This window comes from Corynebacterium sp. KPL2838, from assembly GCF_040225455.1.
Classification (GTDB): Bacteria; Actinomycetota; Actinomycetes; order Mycobacteriales; family Mycobacteriaceae; genus Corynebacterium; species Corynebacterium rhinophilum.
Genome location: NZ_JBEHFT010000045.1, coordinates 1 through 13,948, shown reverse-complemented (window position 1 = coordinate 13,948; position 13,948 = coordinate 1). Strand labels below are relative to the sequence as shown.

The window sequence follows — 13,948 nt, the reverse complement described above, 5'->3', positions numbered from 1 at the left end:
GGGCGGGCGCCATTCGCGCCTATGCAGCTATTTGCCGTACCCCGCTTTTAGTGCTTTGACCGCTAGTTCAAGACGAGACTTGGCGTGAAATTCGGTTAGCAGGCTAGACACGTATTTCTTTACCGTTCCCGGAGCATAGTGGGTGCTTTTTGCGATCTCTTCGTTGGATTTTCCCTCGCACACTAAATCGAGAATCTGCGCTTGAGCAGGCGAAATATGGTGCTCAGGGGCGGAAACCGCAGACGGGGATTGAGCATCGTTTTCGCTCCACTCGGGCATTTGTTGGAATAAGCGCGTTAATGGTTGGGGAGCTACGACCGTGCCACCGCGGACGGCCTCGCGTACCGTGTCCAAGATATAGGCTGGCTTCGAGCTTTTGAGGATATAGGCTGCCGCCTTATTGGATAGGACTTCCCTTAGGGTGTCGTCATTATCCATTGCGGTCATAGCAATGAATACCGGCGGATTAGGCAGCTCATTTAGCTCGCGCAGCAGCGCTGTGCCGTCCATCTCCGGCATATGAATATCCGCGATGACGGCATCGACATCGTGCTGTTCTAGCTGCTGTAATGCGGCTTTCCCATTTTCTGCGACGGCGATGATTTCCATATCTTCGGCCGCAGCGAAATAGTGGCCGAGTGCCTCGATGACCAGTGGATCATCATCGACTAAGAGCAGCGAAGTCTTTACTTGAAGCACCATGGGGCTGGGCAGCCAAAGACGAGCTCTGCCGAAGACTCGTACTTGTTATTTTGTGGGAGATCGCCTGGGGTGAGGTCTGCGCCGAAGAGAGAGGCGGACAGCATGAGGGGCGTGAGAAAGCTAGCGAGAGCAGCCTGCATGGCAAGACTCCTTTTATATAAAAACCGGATTTATAAGAAACATACGTAAGTGTAGTAAAGGGATGGTGGCGCTGCCAGTGAAGGTGAACAAACTAACGTTGTTCATGCGCAGATGGGGGCAGTGCCAGCGTGAGCTCCCAGTGATCGTCGACCTGACCGGCTTCAAACCGGGCATCGATAGTTGCTGCGAGGCGCGTCATCGAATTAATGCCTATGCCGGAGGAGGTCTCCGGTGTGGTGCTCGTTGGCTTGGCAATAGGGTTGCAGATAGTAAGGATCGTCCATCCCAAATGCGGTTGGGCCGATACGGTAATTTCCGCCCCAGGCGGCGAGTACTTGACAGCGTTGAGGCAAGCCTCCCTGGTGATGGCTACGACCGAGTCAAGAACAGAGGGGGAAAACTGGGGGCAAAAATCTTCTCCGCTTACGTTGATAATTGGAGTGCGGTTGAGCTTTGATAGCTGTCCTTCTTCCCAGGCCAGTACCTGTGCAAGGCTTGTAGGGCGTGCGGCTTGTTTAAAACTGAATTCGTCGTTGATGCCGTCAATATTGGAACGCAAGACTTTAGTTAAAGCGCGTATTTCAGACATCGACGAGCGCATTGCATCGCTTAATTCATCGAGGCGGCGGCTGAGCTCCGGTGTGCTGGCGTATTCCAAGCTGAGCGCTTCTAGCTGCATGGTATTGACGGTAAGGCTGGAAATTACCGAGTTATGCAGGGTTTCAGCTAGGTCGGACTGTCGGCGCTTGACATCGTTAGTCCACTCCACCATGGCGGTTTTATAGCGCCGTGCGGAATGGGCAAGTGAGCTGCCGATGAAGGTGCTAATGACCAAGAAAATTCCCCAGACCAGTGCCGGTGTTGGATTGAGGACTAGCCGCAACGTACTAGGATCTACCAGCCCTACCAGCCAAAACACTACGCAAAGAAGAATCGACTGCCATTTGGTGCTGCGGAAAGCGAATACGGCAAGGAATACTGGGGCTAAGAAGACGGAACTGGCGTAGGGGATTCCCACGGTAAGGATGGCAATAATCCAAATTGCCAGAAAACCCACTGCCATTGTCTTCGGGTACCGATAGGCAGATGTAGTGATGGCCGTCAAAATTAACCCGACAATTGCGGCTGAAAGCTGGTGTTTAGTTGGGGTGAGGAATGCGGCGAAAAGGGTAAGTGCCAAGCAAATGATGGCGATCAGCGCTGCGGTGCGCTGTAGGGTCATCGCCGCGCGAAGGCGGTGGCGAAATGGAGGTGGTGGGGTGAAAGTCACGGTGGAATGCGCTTCTTTGGTGCTCAGACTGAATAGTTATGAAAGGGCTTGTGGCGTCTCGCACCTAGCTTAAGGCCTGGAAGCGTGAAACCAGCAAATGAAAACAACTAAACCCCGCACCTTCCGGTGCGAGGTTTAAAACCTGCGTGGAAAAGTGCGGGGGTTTAGTCGGTCTTCATGAAGGAGTGTAAACGCGAAGGTTTACTTAAGCGTTAGCTGCGGTTTCGGTAGCAGCGTCAGCGTTGTCCTTGGAGGACAGACCCTCGAATACGGAGGACAGGCCTGCGGAGTCGGAGTTGGACTCGGAGGACAGTTCAGCAATGCCCTTGATGGCCTTGAAGATTGCCTCGAAGTCGAGGGCGGAGCTGAGGTTTACGAGGGTACCGAGCATCGGTGTTTCCTTTCGAGTTGGCGGAGTGAAACTACAAATCAATCTCTCTCTGGGTAGCAACCACATCAGTGGCTGCTGTGGTTTCCAGTATGTGCGAGTTAAATACGCCTGCCAAGCCTCTTTTGGATCCTTTGTGAGGTAACGTTTGGCTACCTTTTTACGACCCTTTGGGTAGCTTTTGGGTGTGGCAGAGTTTGTTTTTTAAAAAGGTGGGTCGCTCCAGCCTGATGTAAAAGGGGGCACGGGTTTGAGGCTAAGAACTGGGAAAAGGGGGATAGTTTTTAAGGAGAGTTGAGTCGGTGGGAATAAAATCTGAGTGTGGGAGGTTATAAAGATTGAGTGACACGGGCTCAAGAATTTATGAACGAGTTCGCAACTTCTGTTAGAGTAGCGCACGGACGCAACGAGAAGTTGAGTCACCGACAATCAACTTTATTAACTGCACTCGATAAAAAGGAGAATGAACCATGGGACGCGCAGTAGGTATTGACCTGGGTACGACGAACTCCGTCGTTTCCGTACTGGAAGGTGGCGAGTCCACCGTTATCGCTAACTCCGAAGGCTCCCGCACCACGCCTTCCGTTGTAGCGTTTGCTAAGAACGGCGAAATCTTGGTTGGTCAGTCCGCCAAGAACCAGGCCGTGACCAACGTGGACCGTACCATCCGCTCCGTCAAGCGCCACATTGGTACTGACTGGACCGTCAACATTGATGACAAGAACTACACCTCCCAGGAGATTTCCGCTCGCACGCTGATGAAGCTGAAGCGTGATGCAGAGTCCTACTTGGGCGAGGATGTTACAGACGCCGTTATTACCGTCCCTGCTTACTTCGAGGACGCACAGCGTCAGGCCACCAAGGAAGCTGGCCAGATTGCCGGCCTGAACGTCCTGCGCATCGTCAACGAGCCCACCGCGGCTGCGCTTGCATACGGCCTGGAAAAGGGCGAGCAAGAGCAGACCATCCTGGTCTTCGACTTGGGTGGCGGCACTTTTGACGTGTCCTTGCTGGAAATCGGCGATGGCGTCGTTGAGGTTATGGCTACCGCAGGTGACAACACCTTGGGCGGCGATGACTGGGACCAGCGCATCGTTGACTGGTTGGTTGATCGCTTCAAGAGCTCCCAGGGCGTTGACCTGACCAAGGACAAGCGCGCCGTGCAGCGTCTGCGCGAGGCTGCAGAGAAGGCCAAGATTGAGCTGTCCTCCTCCCAGCAGGCCAACATCAACCTGCCTTACATCACCGTTGACTCCGACAAGAACCCACTGTTCTTGGACGAGACCCTGACCCGCACCGAGTTCCAGAAGATTACCCAGGATCTACTGGACCGCACCAAGGCTCCGTTCAACCAGGTCATCAAGGATGCTGACCTTTCCGTTGGCGATATCGACCACGTTGTGCTGGTCGGTGGTTCCACCCGTATGCCGGCCGTATCTGACCTGGTCAAGGAGCTGACCAGCAAGGACCCGAACAGGGGCGTTAACCCGGACGAGGTCGTTGCAGTGGGTGCTGCCCTCCAGGCAGGTGTGCTGCGCGGTGAGGTTAAGGACGTGCTGCTTCTCGATGTCACCCCGCTCTCCCTCGGTATTGAAACCAAGGGCGGCGTGATGACCAAGCTCATCGAGCGCAACACCACCATCCCGACCAAGAAGTCCGAGACTTTCACCACCGCAGAAGACAACCAGCCTTCCGTGCAGATTCAGGTCTTCCAGGGTGAGCGCGAGATGGCTACCGCCAATAAGCTGCTTGGTTCCTTCGAGCTCGGCGGCATCGCACCGGCACCTCGCGGCGTGCCCCAGATTGAGGTCACCTTCGACATCGACGCCAACGGCATCGTCCACGTGACCGCCAAGGACAAGGGCACCGGCAAGGAAAACACCATCAAGATCCAGGAAGGCTCTGGCCTTTCCCAGGAAGAGATCGACCGCATGGTCAAGGATGCCGAGCAGCACGCTGAGGAAGACAAGAAGCGTCGCGAGGAGCAGGAGCTGCGCAATAACGCAGAGTCCACCTCCTACCAGACCCGCAAGTTCTTGGAGGACAACGAGGACAAGGTCTCTGAGGACACCAAGACCAAGGTCGCCGAGGCTGCTGACGCTGTGGACGAGGCGCTGAAGGGCGATGACCTCGATGTCATCAAGTCCGCAGTAGAGAAGCTGTCCACCGAATCCCAGGAGATGGGCAAGCAGATCTACGAGGCACAGGCCGCAGAGGGCGGCGCTGAGGGTGCTGCTGACGCCGGCGCTGCACAGGGCGACCCCAACGTGGTCGACGCTGAAGTTGTGGACGAAGACGAGCAGAACTCCGACGACAACAAGGATGACGACAAGTAATGACTCAGGACAGCGGAATGCCGCAAAACCCAGGCGACCCGGAAAACACGGATCCGGAGGCTACCTCGGCTGACCGCGCTGAGGCTGCCGCCGAAAAGGCCGAGGAAGCACAGGCTGCCAACGACGCGCAGGCTGATGCCTCCGAAGAAGCCAAGTTGGATCCCACCCTTGATGCTGACCTCGAAGACGCGCTGGCTGATGTCAACGCCGATGAGGTCGAAGCCGAGGCGGAGGGCGATGAGCCCACCTCCACTGGTGCTGCCACCAACGATGTGGAAGCGCAGTTGGCAGAACGCACGGAAGACCTCCAGCGTCTGAATGCGGAATACACCAACTACCGCCGCCGCACCGAGCGTGATCGCCAATCCGTTATCGAGACCGCGAAGGCAAAGGTCATTAGTGATTTGCTGCCGGTTCTTGATGACCTCGATTTGGCCAAGCAGCACGGTGACCTGGAGGGCCCGCTCAAGGCGGTTGCGGATAAGCTCCGCAAGGGCCTAGAACAGCACAACCTCACCGCCTTTGGTGAAGAGGGTGAACCCTTCGACCCAGAGATGCACGAAGCCGTGCAGGATTTGTCCTCCGGCGATGAGCAGGTGCTTGGCACCGTGCTGCGCCAGGGCTACCGCGTAGGTGAGAGGCTGGTGCGCAACGCGCTGGTTATCATCGCGGACCCCGGTGAGGATTCCGGCAGTTCGGAAGGCACCGAACAAGCCGATTAATCCGGGAAATGGGCGCCTTGGGAACTGACTGGTTCAACTTCCCCTGGCGCCCTTTTTACTAACTACAACCGATTCTTCTTGAAAGGAGGAGATGCCCAGTGAGCGCTAAACCCGAATGGGCAGACAAAGATTATTATGCGGATCTGGGGGTCTCCTCGTCCGCAGACCAAAGCGAGATCAAGCGCGCGTACCGCAAGCTTGCCCGCGAAAACCACCCCGATACCCACCCCGATGACCCCGCGGCAGCGGACCGGTTCAAGCGGGTTGCGGAAGCATACGATGTGCTTTCCGATGCCTCCGAACGCAAGGAATACGACCAGTTCAAGGCCATGCTGCGCAACGGCGGTGGCTTCGGACGGAACGGAGGCGCCGGCTTTCCCGGCGGGTTTCGATCCACGAACATGGGTGGACAAGGTGCGCAAGACTTCGACCTCTCGGACCTCTTCGGAGGAGCCACTGGAGGATCGTCTCAAGGCGGCGGTTTTGGGGATATCTTCGGTAGCGTTTTCAACCGCAGCGGTAGTGCTGGCCACTCAGCTAAACCGTCGCGGGGGGCCGACGTCGAAACGGAAATAACCCTCGATTTCCGCGAGGCCGCCAAGGGAACCACCATCCCGCTGGCCTTAAGCGGTAACGCGCCGTGCACCACGTGCCACGGCTCGGGTTCTTCCTCCGGCAAGACCTCAACGTGTGGTACCTGCAATGGCTCCGGGTACACCTCGGAAAACCGCGGTGCGTTCGGTTTTTCCGCCCCGTGCAAGGACTGCGATGGCACGGGCCGCCGCATCCCAGATCCGTGCCCAGACTGTAACGGCTCCGGAACGGTGCACCGCACCCGGAATATCACGGTCCGTATCCCCGCCGGCGTCATTGACGGCCAAAAGGTCCGCATCGCTGGCCAAGGCGAGGCTGGACCGAATGGCACCCCGGCCGGTGACCTCTTCGTTGCGGTTACCGTCAAGCCTGACAAGGTCTTTACCCGCGACGGCGACGATATCCACATCACCGTCCCTGTCTCGTTTGCCGAGCTCGCCCTTGGTGACACCATCACGGTTCCCACCTTGGACAGCCCGGTCCGCGTGAAGATTCCCGCAGGTACCCCGGATGGCCGCACCTTGCGCGTGCGTGGGCGTGGCATTGCCAAGCGCGCCGGCAAGGCTGGCGACCTCTTGGTGAGCGTGCAGGTCACCGTGCCTTCCAAGCTCGATGCAGCGGCCTCCAGCGCTCTGCGCACCTATGCACAAGCCGAAAAGGACTCTGGCTTTAATCCCCGCGCGGGCTGGGCCGGCGCGGAGAGCAATTAAGGCAGGAGGTGCATTGCACAATGAGTACAGGAAAGGCAGAAGGCTCCGGCACCGCCGTTTACGTCATTTCCGTGGCTGCCGAGCTTTCCGGGATGCACGCCCAAACCCTGCGCACCTATGACCGCATGGGTTTGGTCTCCCCGGCCCGCACCCGCGGCGGGGGCCGCCGTTATTCGGATCGCGATATTGAATTGCTCCGCAAGATTCAGGCGCTGTCGCAAGACGATGGAGTCAATCTCGCCGGCATCAAATCCATCATCGAGCTAACCGAAGAACGCGACCAGCTAGAGGCCGAGCGCGATGCGCTTGCCGATGAAGTCCGTGCCCTCCGCGATCAGCTTGCTGCCGGGCAGCGCTCGGGGGCACAACACCCCCAAGCACAGGGGCAGTACACCCGCGGCGCGCAAGGTCCGCAAGGCTCGCAGGTCCCGGGGCGTTCCCAACGCAGCGGTGAGCTCGTCCACGTTCCGCGGTCTACCTCCGTAGTGATGTGGAGCCCGCGCACCGCGCGCGATCGCAAGCGCAACCGCCGAAACGGCAGCGGCTAAACCAGCTAAACCGCCTAATTCGTCCTGCGGACGAGAAACCTCAATTTAAACCCTCCAAACCTTTGCCGCGGCCTAGCGCCCGCACGGGTATGGAGGGTTTATTGCTGCCCAAGAGTCCCTCGCTCTCTCGGTTCACACGCGGTGACCTCTCGGGATCCATCGGCCCCTACCGTTCCCGCGCCCTCTCGCAGGCCGCTGCACCCTCACCCGGACGCTGGTGCACCCGCACAACCAGACTTTGGTCTGTGAAGAAATGTTAATTTCCCACCCCTATTTAGTGCGAAATGCAAAAAAGTGCATTACTATGACGGGAAAGCAGGTGAGGTACAACACAGTAGAACACCTGTAGTGGCACGCGCCAAACACGGCAAACCCCACAGTCGAAATTTCTGCACGAGAGGACACCACCATCATGACTTTGTACGCAGCACCCGGAACCGAAGGGGCCATCGTCAACTACCGCGACCGCTATGACAACTACATCGGCGGCAAGTGGGTACCGCCAGTCGATGGCGAATACATGGACAACATCAGCCCCGTGACCGGTGAAGTATTTTGTCAGGTGGCTCGCGGCAAGGAAGCCGACATCAATACGGCCATCGATGCCGCGGAAAAGGCGTTTGCAACCTTTGGCAAGACAACTCCAGCAGAGCGCGCACTCTTGTTGCACCGCATCGCGGACCGGATTGAAGAGAACCTGGAAAAGATCGCCGTCGCGGAAACCTGGGAAAACGGCAAGGCCGTCCGCGAGACCTTGGCCGCCGATATCCCACTGGCCGTTGACCACTTCCGCTACTTCGCGGGCGCCATCCGCGCGCAAGAGGGCCGCCTGTCCCAGATCAGCGAAGACACCGTGGCCTACCACTTCCACGAGCCGCTCGGCGTGGTCGGCCAAATCATCCCGTGGAACTTTCCGCTGCTCATGGCGTCTTGGAAAATCGCACCGGCCCTAGCCGCTGGTAACTGCATCGTGCTCAAGCCTGCGGAGCAAACGCCGGCATCCATCCTCTTGCTTATGGACATCATCGGCGACCTTCTCCCGGATGGCGTACTCAACATCGTCAACGGCGTGGGCGAGGAAGCCGGTGCGGCACTGTCGGGTTCGGACCGCATCGCCAAGATTGCGTTTACCGGCTCCACCCCAGTGGGCAAGCTCATCAATAAGGCGGCCGCGGACAAGGTCATCCCGGTCACCCTGGAGCTCGGCGGTAAATCGCCGTCCATCTTCTTCAAGGACATCATGGATGAAGATGACTCCTACCTGGAAAAGTGCGTCGAAGGATTCGTCATGTTCGCCCTCAACCAGGGCGAGGTCTGCACCTGCCCATCGCGCGCCCTGGTCCATGAGGATATTGCCGATAAGTTCTTGGAGCTCGCCATCGAACGCGTCAAAAAGATCAAGATCGGCCACCCGTTGGATACCGAAACCATGATGGGCGCCCAGGCCTCCCAGGGGCAGATGGACAAGATTGCCGAGTACCTCAAGATTGGCCCGGAAGAAGGCGCGGAAACTCTCATCGGCGGTCACGTGAACAAGGTGGAGGGCCTCGAAAACGGCTATTACATCGAGCCCACGGTATTTAAAGGCAGCAACGAGATGCGCATCTTCCAGGAGGAAATCTTCGGGCCGGTGCTCTCTGTGGCGACGTTCAAGGACTACGACGAGGCCATCGAGATCGCGAATACCACCAACTTCGGCTGGGGCGCCGGCGTGTGGTCGCGCCAGCAAAACATCTGCTACCGCGCCGGGCGCGATATTCAGGCCGGCCGCGTGTGGGTCAACCACTACCACGACTACCCAGCACACAGCGCCTTCGGCGGCTACAAGGAATCCGGCTTAGGTCGTGAGAATCACTTGATGATGCTCGGCCACTATCAGGAAACCAAGAACATGCTGGTCTCGTACTCGGACGCCCCCGCAGGCCTCTTCTAAACCCACAACCGGCTCCCCACAGCCTGCGCTAATCCGAGCTCGATTCCCCGGCGGCCACCGTGCCCAAACCGCGCAGGAACTGCGGGTCCTCCCAATAAGACCCGTGGTCCCCGGGCAGTCCATCCGCGCCGGGGAGGGGAGTAGCGCCAAAGGACTGGGTGGTGGGATCCGGGCCGTGGATCCCGCTCAGTGGCCCCGTCGCGATGGCGATGGGGTCATTGTCATTGGTTGCCGCCCACACGGTGCCGTGCAGCTCGCGGGCGTGCTGGGCGCTGGTGCCGGGGCTGCCCACGAGCACGATATCGGAGGCGATGTCCTCTTCGCGCGCCGCGTATCCGGTCACGACGGAGCCATAGGAATAGCCCACCACCGTCCTCTTCGCGCCTGGATACCGCTTGCCGATGCCCCGCTGAAACCGCACCAGCTCCTGCCCCGCCGCCCGCGCGGGATCGGCGTGCACGGCGCGGGGCAGGCTGGACGGAGCTTGGTAGCCCAACCATACGGCGGCCGGGCCACCGCTCGCCTTGGCGATATTACGGCCACGGTCCACGGCGCGCTGCCAGGTGGTGGGGTCGGAGGAGTGCACACCTTCGACAAACGTGGTCACGGACGCGGGCTCCGTGCGAAAGTCCTCCGGATCCACCAGCGCCACCAGCCGGCCGGGGCTGGTTTCCACGATGCGCATATCGGGGTTATCCGCGGCAAGCTGCGCCACGCGGTCGCTGGCCTGGGGGAGGTTAATCTCGTGGATGGTATCGAGGGGGAGATCGGCAAAATCCTCGAGCCGCTGCGGTGGTTCCACCCCGGCGGGCGTGCAGAGGGCGTCGATTTCTTGGGCGCAGAGCCAGTCGAGGGCATCGCCAAGCGCGCGCACCTCCCGCAGCAGCACGCCACCAGCCAGCGCGGCGGGGTCAGAAAACTCATCGACCTTGCCCAAAAAGGAAATGATTCGCGCCTCCACTCCCTCGCGCCAGGCCTGCAGGTCCGCATGCCGGTCAAGCACCTCGATGACTCGCTCCATTTCCCCAAGCGGGCTTCTCAGCCACTCGGTGGCCTCCGCCAAACTGGAGCGCGCCGCCACGCCCGCGGGTCCACCCAGCGATAGCGACCGCCAATCGTGGTGCGAGTCCACATAGTGATTCTGTAGTCCAGAGTGATCCGTAGTAAGCTGCGTAGCGCTGTGGCGCAGGGCAGTGGATAAATTCATCGCGCCCTCCCCAGGCTCGCAGCGAGCGAGGAATCCAGCACGTAGGCGCGATCTAGAAAGTCGTGAAGGCTGCGCAGGTGCTGGGAAACGGTGGCATCGCTAAGCTGCTGCGTCTCAGACCATTGCGCTACCGCGCGCTGGAGGGCGGCTGATGTCCGGGAAGCCACGTTTAATGAGGCCCCCGGCAACGCCGCAGTCGGCCGAGCTCTCAAGGTGTGTACATGTGCGGGAAGGTGTTCAGGAATATCTACATAACTCATGCCTTTAAGCGTGGCCGCTGCGGGCTTCAGCCGCGAGGGCAAAAACGTAAACCTGTGGATAACTAGGTGACGCTGCACTAAATTGGGATTTATGAAAGTAGCAGCAGTGCAATTGACCTCCACCGGCAGCATCGAGGAAAACCAAGAACTCGCCCTGGATAAAATCCGCGAGGCTGCGGCGGCGGGAGCGCGCCTTATCGTGCTGCCAGAGGCCACCTCGCAGAACTTCCGCTCGGGACGCCTAGATGAGCAGGCGCAGAACCTCGAAGGCCCGTTCGCCACCGCGATACAGGAAGCGGCGGAGGAATTGGAGGTCACCGTCGTCGTCGGCATGTTCTGCCCAGCCGATACCATCGAGAGCGAGGACAAGACCATCAACCGCGTATCCAATACCGCGCTCGTCGCAGGCCCAGGCGTGCTGGGCGGCTACGAGAAAATCCACACCTACGATGCCTTTGACTACCGCGAATCCGATACGGTGCAGCCCGGGGAGTCCTTGGTGACCTTTGACGTCGATGACCTTACCGTCGGCGTCGTGGTCTGCTACGATATCCGCTTCCCGGAGCAGTTCAAGGACCTTGCGCGCGAGGGTGCGCAGCTCATCGTCGTGCCCACCAGCTGGGCAGATGGCCCCGGCAAGCTGGAGCAGTGGCGCCTGCTCACGGCGGCGCGGGCACTGGATTCCACCAGCTATATCCTCGCCGCGGGCCAATCCCGCCCAGGCGGCAACGCTGAGGCCGGTTCTCCTTCGGGCCCGACCGGCATCGGGCACTCCACCATCGTCGATCCCAACGGCGTGCGCGTGGCAGAAGCCGGCTACGAAGACGAGATCCTCTACGCCGACATCGACCCGCAAGAAGTAGCGAAGACGCGCCGCTCCCTGCCGGTGCTAGAGCTCACCGATTAAGACTGCGCCGCATAATCCTCCGGCAGCCACTCTCGGTCGCGGCCCCAGCTGTGGCTTAAGATCCGCTGCTTGCCGATGCCCCTTTTCTCCAACCCCTTCCTAGCTTCCGCCACCTCCTCGGCGCTGCCGAAGAGGGCGAAGTGGGTGGGCGTGGTTGTGGATAACTCGACCTCGTTGACTACTACATCGGTCGGGTCGGGGGAAAGGGTATGGGTGGCGGCATCGGCAAGCGGTCGTGCCCCCAGCAACCATGGGTCGTTTTCTTGCCGGATGATGCGGCGCAGGCTGAGATCAGGGTAGAGGGCCGCAAGGTTCTGCTGGAAGTGCGTGTCATAGTGCGCGCCGGGGCTATCCGCAACGGCAAAAATCTGCAGGGCCAGGTTCTTCGCGAGGCCCTCCTCGCCCGCATCCGCGGCTTGGCGCGCCGCCAGCGTCAAGCACCGCGCCGCCGCCCAGCCCGTGCCATAGGCCAGGATGACCAACCTGCCGCCGCGCAACGCGCGCAGGTCCTGCCAGATGGAGCCGGTGGGCCGGCCCAATGTCCACCAATCGCCTGGCTTGGTATGCGCAAGCGACCGCGAGGCCGCGCCCACCGCGGCGACGTGGAAGACCAGCTGGCCGGTGGCATCGCTTGGCTGCGCGGGGGTGAGCATCCGCCACTGGCCGGGAAGGTACTGGGTGGTAACGGGGAAATACTGTCCCGGCTCATAGGTGGCGGGCATTCCTGCCTCGACGCGAATGGTCGCGGTTTCGCGCGTCGGCCGCTCCACCGCGACCACCTGCCCCGAATACGCCGGCGCCTCCCCGGCCAGGTCCGCCTCGCGCGCCGCAGTGGCCATCTCCTCGCAGACCTGGTGGATGACGGCGCAGGCGAAGTCGTATTGGTACCGCGTCAGCGCCAATACCCGCAGGCCTTTGATGAGCGCCTTCTCGAACCGCGCATACACCTCGGCCGGGAAGCCGTGCCTGCGGTGATCGCGGCCAAGCTGCGCGATCTTCTCCCGTACGTCCTCGGGCAGCGCAGCCCCGACCCCGGACCCTGCCTTCGCGCCGGCGCTGCTGGGCTCTGCGTGTTCAATCACCCACGCCAATGCGTGCACCATGGACCGGTGAGTGTCCTGCATAGAAAGGGAAAAGACCTGCCGCGCCTCCGGCACCATGAGGAAAAACTGCTCATGCACCGCATTGCGGTAGTCGTCTGCATACTTCCGGAAGTGCTCGCCCAATTCCCACATGGTTTCCCATCCTAGTGTGCTTGCCTGCCTTTTAGCGCGCGCATTTTCGTCCCCGCGCTACAGACCCAGCACCTTGATAACCTCGCGCGCCGCCAAACGCCCCGCGCGCGTCGCTCCCACCGTCGAGGCGGTCGACCCATAGCCGGCGAGGAAGACCCGCGGGTTCGCCACAGGCGAGACCTCGTTGCGCATGACAATCCCGCCCTTGCGCGAGCGCAAGCGCAACGGTGCCAGGTGGTCCAGCACCGGGCGGAAACCGGTATTCCAAAAGATGACGTCCACCGCCAAGTGCGTGCCCGCCGGATACGGCTGCCATGCCGCCACGCTTTCCGATGCCCCGGCCACCTCACCGCTCGCAGACTCGCCAAACCGCACACCGGTCGCATCGATGGCATCGAACATGCCGCGCGAGACCAAAACGCCGCGCTCGACCGCATCCAGATATTCCTGCCAGGGCGGAATCCCGGTGGTCGAGACCACCGAGGCCGGTGGATTGCCGCTAAAGACCCGCTCGCGGACCTTCTTTTCCACATCCAAACCCCACTGCTTATCGAACTCCGTATTCGTAAAATCCGGCGCCCGCCGCGTAGCCCAAGTGGTCTGGGTGATGCCCTCAAGTTCCAATAGAAACTGCACCGCGGATAGCCCACCGCCGACGACCAACACGTGCTGGCCTGCAAAATCCCCCACTGCCGAATAGTCCTTGGTGTGCAGTTGGCGCCCGCCAAAACTGCCGATGCCCGGAATATAAGGAATATACGGCCTATCCCACGTGCCGGTGGCGTTGACGATGGTGTCCGCGGAAAACTGCTCGCCGGACTCCAGCGTCACGAGAAACGCGCCGCGTTCATTGCGCGCACCGGGCCCACCGGGCAGGGGGCGGACGCTGCGGACGCGCGCCGGGCGGTAGGGCCGCAGTTGGAACTTGTCCTCGTAGGCGCCGTAGTAGTCGGCGACTACGTGGGAGGCGGGGGAGGAGGCATCGGCAAGCGGGG

Annotated in this window: 14 protein-coding genes; 6 read left to right on the top strand and 8 right to left on the bottom strand. The window is 60.4% G+C overall.

Annotated features, from left to right (window positions below; genetic code table 11):
* Nucleotides 1-27: 27 nt before the first annotated feature.
* From ABRP98_RS10725 to ABRP98_RS10710, 4 genes are all read right to left on the bottom strand, one after another.
* Nucleotides 28-702, bottom strand: a complete 675-nt coding sequence (locus ABRP98_RS10725; protein WP_284850319.1) for a response regulator transcription factor — start codon at nucleotides 700-702, stop codon at nucleotides 28-30.
* A complete protein-coding gene (locus tag ABRP98_RS10720; protein WP_023024136.1) occupies nucleotides 687-842 on the bottom strand; it encodes a hypothetical protein in 156 nt (51 codons plus the stop codon). The genes ABRP98_RS10725 and ABRP98_RS10720 overlap by 16 nt, the downstream gene beginning before the upstream one ends.
* A 92-nt stretch (nucleotides 843-934) precedes the next feature.
* A complete protein-coding gene (locus ABRP98_RS10715; protein ID WP_349859178.1) occupies nucleotides 935-2,113 on the bottom strand; it encodes a sensor histidine kinase in 1,179 nt (392 codons plus the stop codon).
* Nucleotides 2,114-2,318: 205 nt separating this feature from the next.
* Nucleotides 2,319-2,504, bottom strand: a complete 186-nt coding sequence (locus ABRP98_RS10710; RefSeq protein WP_239270008.1) for a hypothetical protein — start codon at nucleotides 2,502-2,504, stop codon at nucleotides 2,319-2,321.
* Between the two features lie 467 nt (nucleotides 2,505-2,971).
* Between ABRP98_RS10710 and dnaK the strand changes: the two genes are divergently transcribed.
* The 5 genes from dnaK to exaC all read left to right on the top strand — a co-directional run bounded on the left by dnaK (nucleotide 2,972) and on the right by exaC (nucleotide 9,344).
* The gene (dnaK, locus tag ABRP98_RS10705; protein WP_349859176.1) at nucleotides 2,972-4,837 is read left to right on the top strand and encodes a molecular chaperone DnaK; all 1,866 of its coding nucleotides are present in this window, start codon (nucleotides 2,972-2,974) and stop codon (nucleotides 4,835-4,837) included.
* Nucleotides 4,837-5,559 carry a nucleotide exchange factor GrpE gene (gene grpE / locus ABRP98_RS10700; RefSeq protein WP_005279390.1) on the top strand — a complete coding sequence of 241 codons (723 nt, stop codon included), beginning with the start codon at nucleotides 4,837-4,839 and terminating at the stop codon, nucleotides 5,557-5,559. Before dnaK ends, grpE begins: the two co-directional genes overlap by 1 nt.
* A 98-nt stretch (nucleotides 5,560-5,657) precedes the next feature.
* A complete protein-coding gene (gene dnaJ, locus ABRP98_RS10695) occupies nucleotides 5,658-6,863 on the top strand; it encodes a molecular chaperone DnaJ (protein WP_284783087.1) in 1,206 nt (401 codons plus the stop codon).
* A 20-nt stretch (nucleotides 6,864-6,883) separates the two neighbouring features.
* Entirely contained in the window at nucleotides 6,884-7,411 is a 528-nt protein-coding gene (locus ABRP98_RS10690; RefSeq protein WP_284770423.1) for a heat shock protein transcriptional repressor HspR, read from the top strand.
* A gap of 412 nt (nucleotides 7,412-7,823) precedes the next feature.
* The gene (exaC, locus tag ABRP98_RS10685; RefSeq protein ID WP_349859175.1) at nucleotides 7,824-9,344 is read left to right on the top strand and encodes an acetaldehyde dehydrogenase ExaC; all 1,521 of its coding nucleotides are present in this window, start codon (nucleotides 7,824-7,826) and stop codon (nucleotides 9,342-9,344) included.
* Between the two features lie 28 nt (nucleotides 9,345-9,372).
* On the opposite strand, the gene ABRP98_RS10680 is transcribed toward exaC, so the two are convergent.
* Nucleotides 9,373-10,551 carry an alpha/beta hydrolase gene (locus ABRP98_RS10680; protein ID WP_349859174.1) on the bottom strand — a complete coding sequence of 393 codons (1,179 nt, stop codon included), beginning with the start codon at nucleotides 10,549-10,551 and terminating at the stop codon, nucleotides 9,373-9,375.
* Entirely contained in the window at nucleotides 10,548-10,811 is a 264-nt protein-coding gene (locus ABRP98_RS10675) for a hypothetical protein (protein ID WP_349859172.1), read from the bottom strand. Before ABRP98_RS10675 ends, ABRP98_RS10680 begins: the two co-directional genes overlap by 4 nt.
* 91 nt (nucleotides 10,812-10,902) lie before the next feature.
* Here ABRP98_RS10675 and ABRP98_RS10670 point away from each other — a divergent pair, with 91 nt between their 5' ends.
* Nucleotides 10,903-11,718: a carbon-nitrogen hydrolase family protein gene (locus ABRP98_RS10670; protein ID WP_284852374.1), complete on the top strand. Its 816-nt coding sequence runs from the start codon at nucleotides 10,903-10,905 to the stop codon at nucleotides 11,716-11,718.
* Here ABRP98_RS10670 and ABRP98_RS10665 read toward each other — a convergent pair.
* Both ABRP98_RS10665 and ABRP98_RS10660 read right to left on the bottom strand, forming a co-directional pair.
* Nucleotides 11,715-12,953 (bottom strand): FAD-binding oxidoreductase, encoded by a 1,239-nt coding sequence (locus ABRP98_RS10665; RefSeq protein ID WP_349859170.1) that lies wholly within the window; start codon nucleotides 12,951-12,953, stop codon nucleotides 11,715-11,717. The two genes, ABRP98_RS10670 and ABRP98_RS10665, sit on opposite strands and share 4 nt — an antisense overlap.
* Before the next feature lie 57 nt (nucleotides 12,954-13,010).
* Nucleotides 13,011-13,948, bottom strand: a 938-nt coding sequence (locus ABRP98_RS10660; RefSeq protein WP_349859169.1) for an NAD(P)-binding domain-containing protein, incomplete at its 5' end; no start/stop codon positions are given.